The organism is Pseudarthrobacter linnaei (genome assembly GCF_055412825.1).
This window is the reverse complement of record NZ_JBVAYX010000002.1, coordinates 72,592-88,987: the sequence shown is the minus strand read 5'-3', so window position 1 is coordinate 88,987 and position 16,396 is coordinate 72,592. Positions and strand designations below refer to the sequence as shown.

Here is a 16,396-nt window from a genome sequence, read left to right as displayed (position 1 = left end):
ACGTACAAAGCTGAGCGGGCGCGGGACGGCGCTGGCGGGCCCTGCCGGCTCAGAGCTTGCGTGCCCTGCTGAGGGCCTGGTACCAGTAATACGAATCCTTGGGCGTGCGTTCCTGGCTGTCGAAATCGACGTGGACCAGCCCGAAGCGCTGCGAGTACCCGGCCGCCCACTCGAAGTTGTCCATCAGGGTCCAGACGTAGTAGCCCAGCAATTCAACGTCCTCGGCGATGCCGCCCGGCGCGGTGGCGTCCACGGCATGCCCCAGGTGGGACGCGAGGTACCGGATCCGGTCCGTATCCGGCAGGGGGCCGGACACGTGCTCGGGCTCGGGGAAGCTGGCCCCGCTTTCAGTGATGTACAGCGGAGGCAGCGCCGCGCCGTACCTGTCCTTCAGTTCGCGGAGCAGCGGGCCCAGGTGGTCCGGCGCCACCGGCCAGCCGAAACCCGTGGTCGCGTATTCCGGGAACGCCGCCATATGGAACGGCATCTTCAGCATCGCGTCAGCGGTGCCGGCGGGGCTCTCGCCCGGGCCGCGTCCGGTCGCGACCTTCACGGGGTAGTAGTAGTTCAGCCCGTAAAAATCGAGGGGCTGGTGGATGGTCCGCAGGTCGGCGTCGGAGATCTTCCCCATCGAACGGAACCACGGCCTGGCGACGAGCGGCACTTTCGGATAGCGGCCCAGGAGGATGGGGTCCGCATAGACCCGGTTCAGGACCAGGTCGAAGATGTCGGCCAGGAACCGGTCCGTCACCGACCGGGACGCAGGCCGGACCGGGGAATGCAGGTTGGTGACTCCAACAGCGCCGGTGACCCCCTCCGCGCGCAGCGCCTGCACGGCCAGGCCGTGCCCCAGGAGCTGGTGGTGCACGGAGGGCAGGGCATCGAAGAGCAGGTCGTGGCCCGGAGCATGGACCCCCAGGGCATAGCCGTTGAGCGTGACCGAGACCGGTTCATTGAGCGTCACCCATTGCGCGACACGGTCGCCGAAGCGGCGGCCGGCCGCCGCGCTGTAGTCGGCGAAGCGTTCCGCGGTGCTCCGCTGCAGCCAGCCGCCTCGGTGTTCCAGCGGCAGCGGGGTGTCCCAGTGGTACAGGGTGGCCATGGGGGAAATGCCGGCTTCCAGCAGCTGGTCAATGAGCCGGTCATAGAAGTCGAGCCCTGCGCTGTTGAACGCACCGGTCCCGTCCGGCTGGATCCGGGGCCAGGAGAGGGAGAACCGGTAGGAGTCGATGCCGAGCGTGCGCATCAGTTCGACGTCCTCCGCGGTGCGGTTGTAGTGGTCGCAAGCGATGGCGGGGGAGTGGCCGTCCTGGATGGTGCCGGGCTTCTCGACGAAGGCGTCCCAGCCGGAGGGGCCGCGGCCACCGGCCGCGAGGGATCCTTCAATCTGGAAAGCGGCCGAGGCAACTCCCAGCTGGAAATCCGGCCGCAGGCGCGCTGCGAGGGCCTGAACTGCTACGGAATCCTGCACAGTCATGTCCCCATCATCCCCACGGTGTCCGCCGAAGGCAATGAGCGGAAGCGGTGGCGCCGGCGCCGTTCCGAAACGGCGGAACCCGGCCAGCGGCTGGCCGGCGGCACCACACCCCGCCCGGCCGCCGATTCGCTTCTGCCCGGCAATTCCGGCATACTAGATGAGTTGTTCAAGCGCTCTTTCGCGTCCCGATCCGGATAATGCCGGGTGTCAGGGTCCAAGTAGGAGACCAAACATAACCCAAGCCCCACGGAATTGCGGACGAGTACGCGCGAAAAGCGCGACACGCCCGACCGCGGGGGTCGGTTACGTCGGCAGGTTGAGGAACCCGGATTTATCCGGATTCAGCTTGTGCGGCGGGTGGTAGTTACGACTTCAATTGCTTCGGCAGCCACATGCAACACGCAAGTAAACAGAGCAGCCCTCACTGGAGCAGCACTAACGAAAGAGAGTCAGGCGACATGGCGGGACAAAAAATCCGCATCCGGCTGAAGTCATACGACCACGAGGTCATTGACTCTTCAGCACGGAAGATCGTTGAGACGGTCACGCGCGCAGGCGCCACGGTAGTTGGCCCTGTGCCGCTGCCGACGGAGAAGAACATCTACTGCGTCATCCGCTCTCCGCACAAGTACAAGGACAGCCGTGAGCACTTCGAAATGCGTACTCACAAGCGTCTGATCGACATCATCGACCCCACGCCGAAGGCGGTTGATTCGCTGATGCGTCTCGACCTGCCGGCCGACGTGAACATCGAAATCAAGCTGTAGGGAGGTGCTGAGAAACTATGACCGCAACCCGTAACGTAAAGGGCCTGCTGGGCACGAAGCTCGGCATGACCCAGGTCTGGGACGAGAACAACAAGCTCATCCCCGTCACTGTGGTCCAGGCTGACTCGAACGTCATCACGCAGCTGCGCAATGCAGACACTGATGGCTATGTCGCCGTTCAGATCGGCTACGGCCAGATCGATCCCCGCAAGGTCACCAAGCCGCTGGCTGGTCACTTTGAAAAGGCAGGCGTCACGCCTCGCCGCCACGTCGTCGAACTGCGCACTGCAGATGCTGACTCTTACGAGCTGGGCCAGGAGCTCTCCGTAGAGCTCTTCGAAGCCGGCCAGAAGATCGACGTCGTTGGCACCACCAAGGGTAAGGGCTTCGCCGGTGTTATGAAGCGTCACGGCTTCCACGGCGTTGGAGCTTCCCACGGTGCACACAAGAACCACCGTAAGCCCGGTTCAATCGGTGGCGCATCCACCCCGAGCCGCGTCTTCAAGGGCATGAAAATGGCCGGCCGCATGGGCGCCGTTCGTCACACCACGCTGAACCTCACGGTCCACGCGGTTGACGTCGAGAAGTCGCTGCTCCTGATCAAGGGCGCCGTCCCCGGCGCCCGCGGCCAGGTCGTACTCGTACGCACCGCCGTGAAGGGAGCCTAGTTCAATGACTAGCACTGTCAAGGTTGACCTGCCTGCAGAGATCTTCGACGTACAGACCAACGTGCCGCTGATGCACCAGGTCGTCGTTGCCCAGCTCGCTGCAGCCCGCCAGGGTACCCACAAGACCAAGACCCGCGCCGAAGTTTCCGGTGCAGGTCGCAAGCCGTTCAAGCAGAAGGGCACCGGCCGCGCCCGTCAGGGTTCGATCCGTGCTCCTCACATGACCGGTGGTGGCGTCGTCCACGGCCCCACGCCGCGTGACTACAGCCAGCGCACCCCCAAGAAGATGATTGCTGCTGCCCTGCGCGGTGCTCTCTCTGACCGCGCCCGTAACGGCCGCATCCACGTCGTTGCTGAACTGGTTCCCGGCACCAAGCCGTCCGCCAGTGCAGCACTGGCAAGTCTGCGGGGTGTCTCCGAGCGTAAGAACCTGCTCGTTGTCATCGAGCGCGCCAACGATGTTGCTGCACTCTCCGTGCGCAACCTCACTGATGTTCACGTTCTGTACGCAGACCAGCTGAACACCTACGACGTTCTCGTCTCCGATGACGTTGTCTTCACCAAGGCTGCCTACGAAGCATTCGTTGCTTCCAAGGCAGTGGCAAAGAACGAGGAGGATGCCAAGTGAGTGCAGCCACCATCAAAGACCCGCGCGACGTCGTGCTTGCACCCGTCGTCTCGGAAAAGAGCTACGGCCTGATCGATGAGGGCAAGTACACCTTCCTGGTGGACCCCCGCTCGAACAAGACCGAGATCAAGCTGGCCGTGGAGAAAATCTTCTCCGTCAAGGTCGACTCGATCAACACCATCAACCGTGCCGGTAAGCGCAAGCGGACCAAATTCGGATGGGGTACCCGCAAGAACACCAAGCGTGCAATTGTGAGCCTCAAAGAAGGCACGATCGACATCTTCGGCGGTCCGCTCTCGTAGCGGAGACCACTTTAACGAGGAAATTAAATTATGGGAATCCGTAAATATAAGCCGACTACCCCGGGCCGTCGCGGCTCGAGCGTAGCGGACTTCACTGAAATCACGCGGTCGACGCCGGAAAAGTCGTTGGTACGTCCCCTCCCGAAAAAGGGTGGCCGTAACAACACCGGTAAGATCACGACCCGTCACAAGGGTGGTGGCCACAAGCGCCAGTACCGTCTGATCGACTTCCGTCGCCACGACAAAGACGGCGTCAACGCCCGCGTTGCCGAGATCGAGTACGATCCGAACCGCACGGCTCGCATCGCACTCCTGCACTACATTGATGGCACCAAGCGGTACATCATTGCCCCGAACAAGCTGTCCCAGGGTGACACCGTAGAGGCAGGTGCCGACGCTGACATCAAGCCCGGCAACAACCTTCCGCTGCGCAACATCCCGGTCGGTACCGTAATCCACGCGGTCGAACTGCGTCCGGGTGGCGGCGCCAAGATGGGCCGCTCCGCCGGCGCATCGATCCAGCTCGTTGCTAAGGAAGGCCGTTTCGCCCAGCTGCGTCTGCCTTCCGGCGAAATCCGCAACGTTGACGTGCGCTGCCGCGCAACCGTCGGCGAGGTCGGCAACGCCGAGCAGTCGAACATCAACTGGGGTAAGGCCGGCCGTATGCGCTGGAAGGGCGTTCGCCCGACCGTCCGTGGTGTCGCCATGAACCCGGTTGACCACCCCCACGGTGGTGGCGAGGGTAAGACGTCCGGTGGACGTCACCCCGTCAACCCGAACGGTAAGCGCGAAGGTCGCACACGCCGTCCCAACAAAGAGAGCGACAAGCTTATTGTTCGTCGCCGTCGTACTGGCAAGAACAAGCGATAGGAGCCTGGACACATGCCACGCAGCCTGAAAAAAGGTCCTTTCGTTGACCAGCACCTCTTTGTAAAGGTAGCCAGGGAAAACGAAAAGGGCACCAAGAACGTCATCAAGACCTGGTCCCGCCGCTCGATGATCGTCCCCGACATGCTCGGCCACACGATCGCCGTACACGACGGACGCAAGCACATCCCCGTGTTTGTCACTGAGTCGATGGTCGGGCACAAGCTCGGCGAATTCGCTCCCACGCGGACATTCCGCGGCCATGTCAAGGACGACCGTAAGGGCAAGCGCCGCTAGGCGCCTGCACTTACGTCAAAGACGAGAGAAGGAAAGCAATGGAAGCCAAGGCAATTGCGCGTCACATCCGCGTAACGCCTATGAAGGCCCGGCGCGTCGTCAACCTTGTTCGTGGTAAGCAAGCGAATGAGGCTCTGGCAATTCTGAAGTTTGCCCCGCAGGCAGCTTCAGAGCCGGTATTCAAGGTAGTTCAGTCGGCAATCTCCAACGCCCGGGTCCTCGCGGACCGCGACGGCGTGGCGTTTGACGAAGGTGACCTCATCATCAGCGAAATGTATGTTGATGAAGGCCCGACCATGAAGCGGTTCCAACCGCGAGCCCAGGGTCGTGCATTTCAGATCAAGAAGCGCACGAGCCACATCACCGTGGTAGTCGCTACCCCGGAGAAAGAGGAGGCGCGCTAAGTGGGACAGAAAGTTAACCCGCACGGGTTCCGACTCGGCATCACCACCGATCACGTATCGCACTGGTTTGCTGACAGCACCAAGCCCGGCCAGCGGTACAAGGACTTCGTCCGCGAAGACATCCGTATCCGCCAGCTCATGTCCACGGGCATGGAGCGTGCCGGTATCGCCAAGGTTGAAATCGAGCGCACCCGCGACCGTGTCCGTGTGGATATCCACACGGCACGTCCGGGCATCGTTATCGGCCGCCGCGGTGCAGAAGCAGACCGCATCCGCGGCGAGCTCGAAAAGCTCACGGGCAAGCAGGTCCAGCTGAACATCCTCGAGGTCAAGAACCCCGAGATGGAAGCACAGCTTGTTGCCCAGGGCGTTGCTGAGCAGCTGACTTCCCGCGTGGCGTTCCGCCGTGCGATGAAGAAGGCCATGCAGTCCGCACAGCGTGCAGGTGCCAAGGGCATCCGTATCGCTTGCTCGGGTCGACTGGGCGGCGCAGAAATGTCCCGCTCGGAGTTCTACCGCGAAGGCCGTGTGCCCCTGCACACCCTCCGCGCGAACATCGACTACGGCTTCTACGAGGCCAAGACCACCTTCGGCCGCATCGGCGTGAAGGTCTGGATCTACAAGGGTGACGTCACCGCCAAGGAACTGGCTCAGCAGGCAGCTGCTGCTCCGTCCCGCGGCCGTGGTCCCAGCGACCGCCCGGGCCGCCCGGGTGGCGCTGACCGTGGCGACCGTGGTGACCGCCGTCGTCGTACCGACCGCCCGGCCGAGGCTGCACCCGCTGCTGCCGAAGCTCCGGCTGTTGAAGCAGCAGCAGCACCGGCTGTAGAAGGAGGACAGGCTTAAATGCTTATCCCACGTCGAGTCAAGCACCGTAAGCAGCACCACCCGGGTCGTTCCGGCGCTGCTACGGGCGGCACCAAGGTCTCCTTCGGTGAATGGGGTATCCAGGCTCTGAGCCCGGCATACGTCACGAACCGTCAGATCGAGTCTGCCCGTATCGCGATGACCCGCCACATCAAGCGTGGCGGAAAGGTCTGGATCAACATCTACCCGGACCGTCCGCTGACGAAGAAGCCTGCCGAAACCCGCATGGGTTCCGGTAAGGGTTCTCCGGAATGGTGGGTCTCAAACGTCAAGCCGGGCCGGGTTCTCTTTGAGATCTCCGGTGTCGATGAAGAGACTGCCCGTGAGGCACTTCGCCTGGCGATCCACAAGCTCCCGTTGAAGGCACGCATTCTGCGTCGCGAAGGTGGTGAATAGAAATGTCAGTAGGATCCAAGGAACTTGCATCCGCACAGCTGGACGGTTTCGACAACGAGCGACTCGTTGAGGAACTCCGTAAGGCCAAGGAAGAGCTGTTCAACCTGCGTTTCCAGTCCGCCACCGGCCAGCTGGAGAACCACGGTCGGCTGCGCGCGGTAAAGAAGGACATCGCACGCATCTACACCGTTCTCCGTGAGCGCGAGCTGGGCATTCGTGCCCAGGTTGCCGCACCGGTTGTGGAAGCCAAGGAAGAAAAGAAGTCCAAGAAGGCTGCGACCAAGAAGGCCGACAAAGCTGAAAAGGTTGAGACCGAGGAGGACTCCAAGTGAGTGAAAAGGACGAGAACGTGACGGAAACTGTTTCCGACGCAGCTACGGCTGCCGAGCGCGGTGACCGTAAGACGAAGCGTGGCTACGTCGTCTCGGACAAGATGGAAAAGACCATCGTTGTCCAGGTCGAGGACCGTGTGAAGCACGCCCTCTACGGCAAGGTCCTTCGCCGCAACACGAAGATCAAGGCTCACGACGAAGAGAACAGCGCCGGTATCGGCGACCTCGTTCTCCTCGCCGAGACCCGCCCGCTCTCCGCTACCAAGCGGTGGCGTCTGGTGGAGATCATCGAGAAGGCCAAGTAACACCTGCAGCCTCGCTGTAAGTCGAGAAACCCCCGTTCCCTTTTTGGGAGCGGGGGTTTCTCCGTTGGCGGCGGCCGCGCCACGCGTCACGCGTCACGCCGGGCAGGGTTTCGGCCCGCTCGCGACGCCGGCGGGCGCCGGGCGTCACGCCGGGCAGGGTTCCGGCAGGCCCGCGACGCCTGCAGGCCGGGATGCCGGGGGAGTGCAGCACCAGCGGGGCCAAGAGGCTGCCGTGCGTGACGCCGTCGGGCGCTGCTGTGCCGTGTCGGCCTGTGCAGCGCCGTTCGGGCCGGCGGACGGCGGGCCCTCGGGCAACGCGTCACGCGCCACGCGCCACGCGTCACACGTCACGCGTCACGCCGGGCAGGGTTTCGGCCCGCCCGCGACGCCGGCAGGCCGGGATGCCGGGGGAGTGCAGCACCAGCGGGGCCAAGAGGCTGCCGTGCGTGACGCCGTCGGGCGCTGCTGTGCCGTGCCGGCCTGTACAGCCCCGTTCGGGCTGGCGGCGGGCGGGCCCTCGGGCAACGCGCCACGCGCCGGGCGCCCGGCGTCACTCCGGGCAGGGTTTCGGCCCGCCCGCGACGCCGGCAGGCCGGGATGCCGGCGGAGCGCAGCACCAGCGGGGCCATAGGCTGCCGTGCGTGCCGTCGGGCGCTGCTGTTCCATGCCGGCCTGTACAGCCCCGTTCGGGCTGGCGGCCGGCGGGCCCTCGGGCAACGCGTCACGCGCCACGCGCCCGGTGTCACAAGGTGCAGGGTTTCGGCAGGCCCGCGACGCCGGCGGGCCGGGATGCCGGGGAAGTGGAGCACGAGCGGGGCCAAGAGGCTGCCGTGCGTGACGCCGTCGGGCGCTGCTGTGCCGTGCTGGCCCGTTCAACCACGTTCGGCCTTGCTGCCGCGGTGCCTGTGTTGCCCTGAACGGCCCCGGATTAGCCCGGACCGCCGGCGAAGCTGTGATAGGGGGATACGCCCGAAACGTGCTAAGATCTTGAGTTTGTATGGCGCCCTCTGTGCGCCGTCATCAACCTCGTAAACAATCGTGCCACGGCATAGTGCCCCCTAGCGCCCGATCCGTCGGGATCCGCGTGGGAAGCAAATGTTTTTGGCACGGGAGTTTAGGCCTGGTCTGGCAAAATCCAGGCAGGTCAAGAGACACCCCGATCAACCGTTCCGCAAGGCTCATTCCGTAGGAAGATTTTCGGTCTGAGAACCCGCGCGACGCAAGGAGTAAATAGTGATTCAGCAGGAGTCGCGACTCAAGGTCGCCGACAACACGGGTGCTAAGGAAATCCTTACCATTCGCGTTCTCGGTGGATCTGGCCGTCGCTACGCAGGCATTGGCGACGTCATCGTCGCTACCGTCAAGGACGCAATTCCGGGCGGCAACGTAAAGAAGGGCGATGTCGTCAAGGCTGTCATCGTCCGTACCAAGAAGGAACGCCGCCGTGCGGATGGTTCCTACATTAAGTTTGACGAGAACGCAGCTGTGATCCTGAAGAACGACGGTGACCCCCGCGGTACCCGTATCTTCGGACCGGTTGGTCGTGAACTTCGCGATAAGAAGTTCATGAAGATCGTTTCTCTGGCTCCGGAGGTGCTTTAGTCCATGGCTAAGATCAAAAAGGGTGACCTCGTTCAGGTCATCACCGGCGCCAAGGCTGAGCGCGGCGGCGACAAAGGCAAGCAGGGCAAGGTTCTGCGCGTTTTCCCCGAGACCAACCGCGTGCTGGTCGAAGGCATTAACCGCGTAACCAAGCACACCAAGGTCGGTCAGTCGCAGCGCGGCACCAAGACCGGTGGCATCGAAGTCGTCGAGGCTACGATCCACATCTCCAACGTGGCTCTGGTTGACCCGTCCACCAAGAAGCCCACCCGCGTCGGTTTCCGCACCGAGACCGTTGAGCGCGATGGCGTGAAGCGCGACGTGCGTGTCCGCGTGGCCAAGAGCTCAGGGAAGGACATCTAATGACTGAGACTCTCGAGACTCCGGCAAGCAAGATCGTTCCTCGTCTGAAGACCAAGTACGCGGATTCCATCAAGAGCACGCTCGTTGAGGAATTCAAGTACGAGAACGTCAACCAGGTTCCCCGTCTGGTCAAGGTCGTTGTGAACATGGGTGTTGGAGATGCCGCCAAGGACTCCAAGCTGATCGACGGCGCTGTCCGCGATCTGACCCTGATCACCGGCCAGAAGCCGCAGGTAACCAAGGCCCGCAAGTCGATCGCACAGTTCAAGCTGCGCGAAGGCATGCCGATCGGTGCACACGCAACTCTGCGTGGGGACCGCATGTGGGAATTCCTGGACCGTCTGGTCACGCTGGCTCTGCCGCGTATCCGCGACTTCCGGGGCCTCAGCGGCAAGCAGTTCGACGGCAACGGCAACTACACCTTCGGTCTGACCGAGCAGGTTATGTTCCACGAGATCGACCAGGATTCCATCGACCGCGTTCGCGGCATGGACATCACCGTCGTGACCACTGCCAAGACCGACGACGAAGGCCGCGCGCTGCTCAAGGCGCTTGGCTTCCCGTTCAAGACCGAAGATTAATCTAGCTACGTAAAAGGTCCGACCGTGCCGGTTTCCCCTCGGGGATGACTGCACGGCGGAAACCGTTATGAGGAAGGGCAAGAGCCCACCATGACAATGACAGATCCCGTCGCAGACATGCTTACGCGTCTGCGCAACGCAAACTCGGCATACCACGATTCTGTGTCCATGCCGTACAGCAAGCTCAAGGCACGCGTTGCCGACATCCTGAAGGCCGAAGGTTACATCGCCTCCTGGAAAGAAGAAGACGCTGAGGTTGGCAAGAAGCTGACCCTCGAGCTCAAGTTCGGTCCGAACCGCGAGCGTTCAATCGCTGGCGTTCGTCGTATTTCCAAGCCGGGACTGCGCGTTTACGCAAAGTCCACCAACCTGCCGCACGTGCTCGGTGGCCTGGGTGTCGCAATCCTGTCCACCTCTTCCGGCCTCTTGACTGACAAGCAGGCCGGCAAGAAGGGCGTGGGCGGCGAAGTCCTCGCTTACGTCTGGTAACGGGAAAGGAAGAGAATAATGTCACGTATTGGACGTCTCCCCATCACCGTTCCTGCCGGCGTTGAGGTCAAGGTTGACGGCTCCGTCGTCAACGTCAAGGGTTCCAAAGGCGAGCTGAGCCACACTGTGCCCAGCCCGATCGAGGTTTCCCTGGAAGATGGCACCCTGACTGTCGCCCGCCCGAACGACGAGCGCGCCTCACGCTCGCTGCACGGCCTGACCCGCACCCTGATCGCCAACATGATCCAGGGTGTCACCGCAGGCTACGAGAAGAAGCTTGAAATCGTCGGTACCGGTTACCGCGTTCAGGCAAAGGGTTCTGACCTGGAGTTCGCTCTGGGCTACAGCCACCCGGTTAACATCTCGGCACCGAACGGCATCACCTTTGCAGTAGAGACCCCGACCAAGCTCTCTGTTTCAGGCATCTCCAAGCAGCAGGTCGGCGAGGTTGCTGCCAACATTCGCAAGCTGCGGAAGCCGGACCCCTACAAGGGCAAGGGCATCCGTTACGCAGGCGAAGTCATCCGCCGCAAGGTCGGAAAGGCTGGTAAGTAACCATGGCGATCGCAATTAACAAGAAGCGTACGAACAAGAGCAAGTCTGCCCAGCGCAGCCGCCGCCAGCTTCGTATCCGCAAGCGCATTTCCGGAACGGCTGTACGTCCTCGTCTGGTCGTCAACCGTTCCGCACGCCACGTATTCGTCCAGGTTGTCGATGACACCCAGGGCCTGACCGTAGCGAGCGCCTCCACTTTGGAAGCCGACCTTCGTGCATTCGACGGTGACAAGACGGCCAAAGCCAAGCGCGTTGGCGAGCTCGTCGCCGAGCGTGCCAAGGCTGCCGGAATCGAAGCTGTTGTCTTCGACCGCGGTGGTAACAAGTACCACGGCCGGATCGCCGCCGTCGCTGACGGCGCACGTGAAGGTGGGCTGTCACTGTGACCGAAAATAACGAAAAGGACATTCAGGTGACTGAAGCTGTAGCTGCTCCGGCAACTGAGACCGCTGCGCCTGCTACCACCGACGGCGCCCGTGGTGGCGCTGCTCGTCGTGGCGAGCGTGGCGACCGCGGCCAGGGCCGTGGCGACCGTGGTGGCCGTGGTGGCCGCGATGGTGGCCGCGAAGCCGAAAAGAGCCAGTTCGTAGAGCGCGTCGTAACCATCAACCGTGTTTCCAAGGTCGTCAAGGGTGGTCGTCGCTTCAGCTTCACCGCCCTCGTCGTCGTCGGTGACGGCAACGGCATGGTCGGCGTCGGCTACGGCAAGGCCAAGGAAGTTCCCGCCGCCATCGCGAAGGGCGTTGAAGAAGCCAAGAAGTCCTTCTTCCGCGTTCCCCGCATCGGCAGCACCATCCCGCACCGCGTTCAGGGTGAAGCCGCCGCAGGCGTCGTCATGCTGCGTCCGGCTTCTGCCGGTACCGGTGTTATCGCTGGCGGCCCGGTCCGTGCAGTACTGGAGTGCGTGGGCATCCACGACATCCTCTCCAAGTCGCTCGGTTCCTCCAACGCCATCAACATCGTTCACGCGACCGTTGACGCGCTGAAGCGCCTCGAAGAGCCGGCAGCAGTGGCAGCACGCCGCGGCCTCCCGCTCGACGAGATCGCTCCGCCGGCAATGGTGAAGGCGCTTTTGAACCAGAAGGCAGGTGTCTGAGTTGGCTAAGAACGTGCTTGTCTCCGACGCAAAGTTGGAGATCACTCAGATCAGGTCGTCTATTGGCGGCAAGCAGAACCAGCGCGACACCCTGCGGTCCCTCGGCCTGAAGCGGATCGGACACACCGTTGTCCGCACCGCTGACGCCGTGACCGTCGGGATGCTCAACACGGTTCCGCACCTGGTAAAGGTAGAGGAGGCGAAGTAATGGCAGAGAAGAACACCGCCGAGAAGGCACAGGGCGCCGCTGAGAAGCAGAACGCACTGAAGGTTCACCACCTGCGTCCCGCCCCGGGTGCCAAAACCGCCAAGACCCGTGTTGGTCGTGGCGAAGGCTCCAAGGGTAAGACCGCCGGTCGTGGTACCAAGGGTACGAAGGCCCGCTACCAGATCAAGGCTGGCTTTGCCGGCGGCCAGCTGCCGCTGCACATGCGCCTGCCGAAGCTGCGCGGCTTCAAGAACCCGTTCCGGGTTGAGTACCAGGTTGTAAACCTGGACAAGCTCAATGAGCTGTTCCCGGAAGGTGGCACAGTCACCGTGGAGAACCTGGTCGAAAAGGGTGCCGTTCGCAAGAACCAGCCCGTCAAGGTGCTTGGCACCGGCGACATCACCGTCAAGGTTGATGTCACCGTCCACGCATTCTCGGCCAGCGCCGCAGAAAAGATTGCTGCAGCAGGCGGAAGCACCACCGCCCTCTAACGAGGCGGCGGGGCAGTTGCCCGTTGTGGAACTCCCGGTACCCGGGGCTCAGGCCCTTAGGTACCGGGAGTTTTTCTTTTTTCCTGCCCTGCGATTGTTCGCAGGGCGCGTCAACCCGTTAGACTCGGTTGTTGGGTTTATTTGACCTATCTCACACGACTTTACTTATCAATCAGGAGGACGCTTGCTTAGCGCATTTGGCCGGGCCTTTCGCACGCCTGATCTGCGACGCAAGTTGTTGTTCACGCTGGGAATCATCACAATCTTCCGCTTGGGTGCCTTCATCCCCTCGCCTGGTGTGAACTACCAGAATGTCCAGCAATGCTTGCAGAGCGGTCAGACCACGGGCGGCATCTACCAGCTCGTCAACCTGTTCAGCGGCGGTGCATTGCTGCAGGTGTCCGTCTTCGCCCTGGGCATCATGCCGTACATTACGGCCAGTATCATCGTCCAGCTGCTCCGGGTGGTCATTCCCCGCTTCCAGCAGCTGTATGAGGAAGGCGCCGCGGGCCAGTCGAAGCTGACGCAGTACACGCGTTACCTGACGATCGCCCTAGGTCTGCTCAACGCCACGACCCTCGTGTCGCTCGCACGCTCCGGCCAGCTGCTGCCGAACTGCCAGCTGCCGATCATCCCCGACGACAGCATCGTCACCACGATCCTCATCATCATCACGTTGACGGCCGGCACCGGCCTCATCATGTGGATGGGCGAGCTCGTGACCGAAAAGGGTGTCGGCAACGGCATGTCGCTGCTCATCTTCACCTCGATCGTTTCCAGCTTCCCGGGCTCGCTCGGCGCCATCTGGACCTCGCAGGGGCCGGGCACCTTCTTCATGGTCCTGGTTATTGGCCTGCTGACCGTGGCCGCGGTGGTCTTCGTGGAGCAGTCGCAGCGCCGCGTCCCGGTGCAGTACGCCAAACGGATGATTGGCCGGCGGACCGTGGGCGGTACCAGCACGTACATCCCGATCAAGGTGAACATGGCCGGCGTCGTGCCCGTCATCTTCGCTTCCTCGATGCTGTACCTGCCGGGCCTGATCTCGCAGTTCAACCAGCCCCAGCCCGGCGAGCCGATGGCACCCTGGGTGGAGTGGATCAACAACAACCTGGTCCGCGGCGACCAGCCGATCTACATGGTGCTCTACTTTGCCATGATTGTGTTCTTCACTTACTTCTATGTTGCGATCACTTTCAACCCTGAAGAAGTTTCTGACAACATGAAGAAGTACGGCGGCTTCATTCCCGGTATCCGTGCCGGCAAGCCTACCGCAGACTACCTGCAGTATGTGCTTGCCAGGATCACGCTCCCCGGTGCTATTTACCTGGCTTTTGTGGCACTTATTCCGCTGGTCGCACTGGTCCTGATCAATGCCAACCAGAACTTCCCGTTCGGTGGCACTTCGATCCTGATCATGGTCGGCGTTGGTTTGGAGACCGTCAAGCAGATTGATGCGCAGCTACAGCAGCGTCACTACGAAGGGCTTTTGCGATGACGAGAATGTTGATTATCGGACCTCCCGGCTCCGGCAAGGGAACTCAGGCGGAGCGCATTTCGGAGCGCCTCGGCGTGATTGCGATCTCCACCGGGGACATCTTCCGCGCCAACGTCAAGGGTGAGACGCCGTTGGGCATCGAAGCCAAGACGTACATGGACGCGGGCGACTTTGTACCGGACAGCGTGACCAACAAGATGGTCCGAGACCGGCTCGGCGAGGGCGACGTGGAGAACGGCTTCCTCCTGGACGGCTACCCGCGCACGACCGCGCAGGTGGACTACCTCGACGGGATCCTGGCCGACGGCGACCAGAAGCTCGACGTCGTCCTGCAGCTCACGGCCGACGACGAGGAACTCGTCGCCCGCCTGCTGGGCCGCGCCAAGGAAACCGGACGCACTGACGACAACGAGGCCGTCATCCGGCACCGCCTTGACCTTTACCACGGCCAGACGGAGGCTGTTGTCGCCAAGTATGCCGACCGCGGCATCCTGACCCGCGTTGATGGCATTGGCGGCATCGATGAGGTCACTGACCGCGTTATGCAGGCCATCAAAGAGGCCCAGACGGCCTGACCGGCCCGCGAACCTCGAGGCCCCTCCCGGATGATCGGGAGGGGCCTCAGCCATTTCGCCGGCGGTCTTTCCGCGCCGGCACAGCCCCATTGAAAGGAAGTTGCGGATGGCATTCGGCCAGCCACGCATCGAATACAAGACCAACGCCCAGATGCGTTCCATGCATGAGGCCGGGCTCGTCCTCAGCAGGGCACTCGACGCCGCGGTTGGGGCCGCCGCGCCGGGGAAGACCACCAAGGACCTTGACGCCGTGTTCGCCGCGGTGCTTAAGGAGGCCGGTGCCACATCGAATTTCCTGGGCTATCACGGCTTCCCCGCCTCGATCTGCACCTCGGTCAATGAGGAGGTCGTACACGGCATCCCCGGGGGGCGTGTCTTGCAGGACGGGGACATCCTCTCGATCGACGGCGGCGCGATCCTGGGCGGCTGGCACTCCGACTCCGCCCGCACCGTGATCGTGGGCACCGCGGACCCGGAGGACCAGCGGCTCTCCGACGTCACCGAGGCCGCCATGTGGCACGGGATTGCCGCGCTGGCGACCGGCAAGTTTATCGGCGACATCGGCAACGCCGTGGACGACTATGTCACCTCCGTGCCCGGCAAGGCCTTGGGCATCCTGGAGGACTACGTCGGCCACGGGATCGGTTCCGAAATGCATATGGCCCCGGACGTCCCGAATTACCGCACCAACCACCGCGGGCCGAAGATCCGCCCGGGGCTGTGCCTGGCCATCGAACCGATGCTGGTGCGCGGCGGCATCGAAACGGCCGTGCTGGAGGACGACTGGACCGTGGTGACCACCGACGGCAAGCGCTCCTGCCAGTGGGAGCATTCCGTGGCGGTCCATGACAAGGGCATCTGGGTGCTCTCTGCGCCCGACGGGGGAGCCGCGAAGCTGGCCCCGCTCGGCGTCGTACCCGTCCCGATCCCTTAGGCGCCGGCTCACACGTCGGATGCGCACAACCGCGGACGAGGCGCACGCGACGCACTCGCGACGCGCTTCGGCGCCGGGGATGCGAAGAAGCCCTGGCGACGCCGGAATACGGCAGCGTCAGGCATTTCGCGCGTCGGCGGAAGATTGGCGCCGCGAAATTGGGCCCTCTCGGCGTCGTGCCCGTCCCGATCCCTTAGGCGCCGGCTCACACGTCGGATGCGCACAACCGCGGACGAGGCGCACGCGACGCACTCGCGACGCGCTTCGGCGCCGGGGATGCGAAGAAGCCCTGGCGACGCCGGAATACGGCAGCGTCAGGGATTTCGCGCGTCGGCGGGAGATTGGCGCCGCGAAATTGGGTCCGCTCGGCGTCGTGCCCGTCCCGATCCTTTGTGCCCCGGCTCACACGTCGGCTGCGCACAACCGCGGAGGAGGCGCACGCGACGCACTCGCGACGCGCTTCGGCGCCGGGGATGCGAAGAAGCCCTGGCGACGCCGGAATACGGCAGCGTCAGGGATTGCGCGCGTCGGCGGAAGATTGGTGCCGCGAAATTGGGCCCTCTCGGCGTTGTGCCCGTCCCGATCCCCTAAGCCCCGGCTCACACGTCGGCTGCGCACAACCGCGGACGACGCGCACGCGACGCACTTCGGCGCCGGCGACGCGCATCGCCAGCGCCTCGCACCAACTACGGCGAGC

At 63.3% G+C, this 16,396-nt stretch carries 24 protein-coding genes; 23 read left to right on the top strand and 1 reads right to left on the bottom strand.

The annotated features are described in order from the left end of the window. Positions 1-49: 49 nt before the first annotated feature. The gene (locus ACZYZ3_RS02340) at positions 50-1,477 is read right to left on the bottom strand and encodes a GH1 family beta-glucosidase (RefSeq protein WP_463962241.1); all 1,428 of its coding nucleotides are present in this window, start codon (positions 1,475-1,477) and stop codon (positions 50-52) included. A 458-nt stretch (positions 1,478-1,935) separates the two neighbouring features. On the opposite strand from ACZYZ3_RS02340, the gene rpsJ reads away from it, so the two are divergent. From rpsJ to map, 23 genes are all read left to right on the top strand, one after another. Further along, complete coding sequence (gene rpsJ / locus ACZYZ3_RS02335; protein WP_024366135.1) at positions 1,936-2,244, top strand: 30S ribosomal protein S10; 309 nt, start codon at positions 1,936-1,938, stop codon at positions 2,242-2,244. 17 nt (positions 2,245-2,261) lie between these two features. Next, positions 2,262-2,912, top strand: a complete 651-nt coding sequence (gene rplC, locus ACZYZ3_RS02330; RefSeq protein WP_024366134.1) for a 50S ribosomal protein L3 — start codon at positions 2,262-2,264, stop codon at positions 2,910-2,912. 4 nt (positions 2,913-2,916) lie between these two features. Then, entirely contained in the window at positions 2,917-3,540 is a 624-nt protein-coding gene (rplD, locus tag ACZYZ3_RS02325) for a 50S ribosomal protein L4 (protein WP_463872982.1), read from the top strand. Continuing rightward, on the top strand, positions 3,537-3,842 hold the full coding sequence (gene rplW / locus ACZYZ3_RS02320) for a 50S ribosomal protein L23 (RefSeq protein ID WP_024366132.1): 306 nt from the start codon (positions 3,537-3,539) through the stop codon (positions 3,840-3,842). Before rplD ends, rplW begins: the two co-directional genes overlap by 4 nt. A gap of 30 nt (positions 3,843-3,872) precedes the next feature. Continuing rightward, positions 3,873-4,712: a 50S ribosomal protein L2 gene (gene rplB, locus ACZYZ3_RS02315; protein WP_069949299.1), complete on the top strand. Its 840-nt coding sequence runs from the start codon at positions 3,873-3,875 to the stop codon at positions 4,710-4,712. A gap of 12 nt (positions 4,713-4,724) precedes the next feature. Continuing rightward, on the top strand, positions 4,725-5,006 hold the full coding sequence (gene rpsS, locus ACZYZ3_RS02310) for a 30S ribosomal protein S19 (RefSeq protein ID WP_018773666.1): 282 nt from the start codon (positions 4,725-4,727) through the stop codon (positions 5,004-5,006). Between the two features lie 38 nt (positions 5,007-5,044). Continuing rightward, positions 5,045-5,410, top strand: a complete 366-nt coding sequence (gene rplV / locus ACZYZ3_RS02305) for a 50S ribosomal protein L22 (protein WP_069949298.1) — start codon at positions 5,045-5,047, stop codon at positions 5,408-5,410. Then, positions 5,411-6,256 carry a 30S ribosomal protein S3 gene (gene rpsC / locus ACZYZ3_RS02300; protein WP_463962240.1) on the top strand — a complete coding sequence of 282 codons (846 nt, stop codon included), beginning with the start codon at positions 5,411-5,413 and terminating at the stop codon, positions 6,254-6,256. It abuts the gene before it with no gap. Beyond that, entirely contained in the window at positions 6,257-6,673 is a 417-nt protein-coding gene (gene rplP / locus ACZYZ3_RS02295; protein WP_024366129.1) for a 50S ribosomal protein L16, read from the top strand. 2 nt (positions 6,674-6,675) lie between these two features. After that, on the top strand, positions 6,676-7,005 hold the full coding sequence (gene rpmC, locus ACZYZ3_RS02290) for a 50S ribosomal protein L29 (RefSeq protein WP_463962239.1): 330 nt from the start codon (positions 6,676-6,678) through the stop codon (positions 7,003-7,005). Then, entirely contained in the window at positions 7,002-7,310 is a 309-nt protein-coding gene (gene rpsQ, locus ACZYZ3_RS02285; RefSeq protein ID WP_123257073.1) for a 30S ribosomal protein S17, read from the top strand. Before rpmC ends, rpsQ begins: the two co-directional genes overlap by 4 nt. Before the next feature lie 1,233 nt (positions 7,311-8,543). After that, positions 8,544-8,912, top strand: coding sequence for a 50S ribosomal protein L14 (rplN, locus tag ACZYZ3_RS02280; RefSeq protein ID WP_003803789.1), 369 nt, complete (start codon positions 8,544-8,546; stop codon positions 8,910-8,912). A gap of 3 nt (positions 8,913-8,915) precedes the next feature. After that, positions 8,916-9,275 carry a 50S ribosomal protein L24 gene (gene rplX, locus ACZYZ3_RS02275; protein WP_307460561.1) on the top strand — a complete coding sequence of 120 codons (360 nt, stop codon included), beginning with the start codon at positions 8,916-8,918 and terminating at the stop codon, positions 9,273-9,275. Then, positions 9,275-9,856: a 50S ribosomal protein L5 gene (gene rplE / locus ACZYZ3_RS02270; RefSeq protein ID WP_024366124.1), complete on the top strand. Its 582-nt coding sequence runs from the start codon at positions 9,275-9,277 to the stop codon at positions 9,854-9,856. The genes rplX and rplE overlap by 1 nt, the downstream gene beginning before the upstream one ends. 90 nt (positions 9,857-9,946) lie before the next feature. Next, on the top strand, positions 9,947-10,345 hold the full coding sequence (rpsH, locus tag ACZYZ3_RS02265; protein WP_056425243.1) for a 30S ribosomal protein S8: 399 nt from the start codon (positions 9,947-9,949) through the stop codon (positions 10,343-10,345). Between the two features lie 18 nt (positions 10,346-10,363). Continuing rightward, positions 10,364-10,900: a 50S ribosomal protein L6 gene (rplF, locus tag ACZYZ3_RS02260; protein ID WP_226760328.1), complete on the top strand. Its 537-nt coding sequence runs from the start codon at positions 10,364-10,366 to the stop codon at positions 10,898-10,900. Positions 10,901-10,902: 2 nt separating this feature from the next. Next, positions 10,903-11,286, top strand: a complete 384-nt coding sequence (gene rplR, locus ACZYZ3_RS02255) for a 50S ribosomal protein L18 (RefSeq protein ID WP_307460555.1) — start codon at positions 10,903-10,905, stop codon at positions 11,284-11,286. Positions 11,287-11,312: 26 nt separating this feature from the next. Continuing rightward, positions 11,313-11,996 (top strand): 30S ribosomal protein S5, encoded by a 684-nt coding sequence (gene rpsE, locus ACZYZ3_RS02250; RefSeq protein WP_301226746.1) that lies wholly within the window; start codon positions 11,313-11,315, stop codon positions 11,994-11,996. Position 11,997: 1 nt separating this feature from the next. Continuing rightward, positions 11,998-12,204 carry a 50S ribosomal protein L30 gene (gene rpmD / locus ACZYZ3_RS02245; RefSeq protein ID WP_307460552.1) on the top strand — a complete coding sequence of 69 codons (207 nt, stop codon included), beginning with the start codon at positions 11,998-12,000 and terminating at the stop codon, positions 12,202-12,204. Continuing rightward, positions 12,204-12,695, top strand: a complete 492-nt coding sequence (rplO, locus tag ACZYZ3_RS02240) for a 50S ribosomal protein L15 (protein WP_463962238.1) — start codon at positions 12,204-12,206, stop codon at positions 12,693-12,695. The genes rpmD and rplO overlap by 1 nt, the downstream gene beginning before the upstream one ends. Before the next feature lie 184 nt (positions 12,696-12,879). Next, positions 12,880-14,190: a preprotein translocase subunit SecY gene (secY, locus tag ACZYZ3_RS02235; RefSeq protein ID WP_463962237.1), complete on the top strand. Its 1,311-nt coding sequence runs from the start codon at positions 12,880-12,882 to the stop codon at positions 14,188-14,190. Positions 14,191-14,195: 5 nt separating this feature from the next. After that, positions 14,196-14,765: an adenylate kinase gene (locus ACZYZ3_RS02230; RefSeq protein WP_463962236.1), complete on the top strand. Its 570-nt coding sequence runs from the start codon at positions 14,196-14,198 to the stop codon at positions 14,763-14,765. A gap of 106 nt (positions 14,766-14,871) precedes the next feature. Then, a complete protein-coding gene (gene map, locus ACZYZ3_RS02225; RefSeq protein WP_463962235.1) occupies positions 14,872-15,699 on the top strand; it encodes a type I methionyl aminopeptidase in 828 nt (275 codons plus the stop codon). Positions 15,700-16,396 lie beyond the last annotated feature (697 nt).

Bases quoted from the DNA above. Each gene is read 5' to 3' on its own strand.
- rpsS (WP_018773666.1), top strand. From the start codon at position 4,725: ATGCCACGCAGCCTGAAAAAAGGTCCTTTCGTTGACCAGCACCTCTTT.
- rpsH (WP_056425243.1), top strand. From the start codon at position 9,947: ATGACAATGACAGATCCCGTCGCAGACATGCTTACGCGTCTGCGCAAC.
- rplC (WP_024366134.1), top strand. From the start codon at position 2,262: ATGACCGCAACCCGTAACGTAAAGGGCCTGCTGGGCACGAAGCTCGGC.
- rplX (WP_307460561.1), top strand. From the start codon at position 8,916: ATGGCTAAGATCAAAAAGGGTGACCTCGTTCAGGTCATCACCGGCGCC.
- rplV (WP_069949298.1), top strand. From the start codon at position 5,045: ATGGAAGCCAAGGCAATTGCGCGTCACATCCGCGTAACGCCTATGAAG.
- rplD (WP_463872982.1), top strand. From the start codon at position 2,917: ATGACTAGCACTGTCAAGGTTGACCTGCCTGCAGAGATCTTCGACGTA.
- rplO (WP_463962238.1), top strand. From the start codon at position 12,204: ATGGCAGAGAAGAACACCGCCGAGAAGGCACAGGGCGCCGCTGAGAAG.
- rplB (WP_069949299.1), top strand. From the start codon at position 3,873: ATGGGAATCCGTAAATATAAGCCGACTACCCCGGGCCGTCGCGGCTCG.
- rplP (WP_024366129.1), top strand. From the start codon at position 6,257: ATGCTTATCCCACGTCGAGTCAAGCACCGTAAGCAGCACCACCCGGGT.
- ACZYZ3_RS02230 (WP_463962236.1), top strand. From the start codon at position 14,196: ATGTTGATTATCGGACCTCCCGGCTCCGGCAAGGGAACTCAGGCGGAG.
- rpsJ (WP_024366135.1), top strand. From the start codon at position 1,936: ATGGCGGGACAAAAAATCCGCATCCGGCTGAAGTCATACGACCACGAG.
- rplR (WP_307460555.1), top strand. From the start codon at position 10,903: ATGGCGATCGCAATTAACAAGAAGCGTACGAACAAGAGCAAGTCTGCC.
- ACZYZ3_RS02340 (WP_463962241.1), bottom strand. From the start codon at position 1,477: ATGACTGTGCAGGATTCCGTAGCAGTTCAGGCCCTCGCAGCGCGCCTG.
- rplE (WP_024366124.1), top strand. From the start codon at position 9,275: ATGACTGAGACTCTCGAGACTCCGGCAAGCAAGATCGTTCCTCGTCTG.
- rpmC (WP_463962239.1), top strand. From the start codon at position 6,676: ATGTCAGTAGGATCCAAGGAACTTGCATCCGCACAGCTGGACGGTTTC.
- rplF (WP_226760328.1), top strand. From the start codon at position 10,364: ATGTCACGTATTGGACGTCTCCCCATCACCGTTCCTGCCGGCGTTGAG.
- map (WP_463962235.1), top strand. From the start codon at position 14,872: ATGGCATTCGGCCAGCCACGCATCGAATACAAGACCAACGCCCAGATG.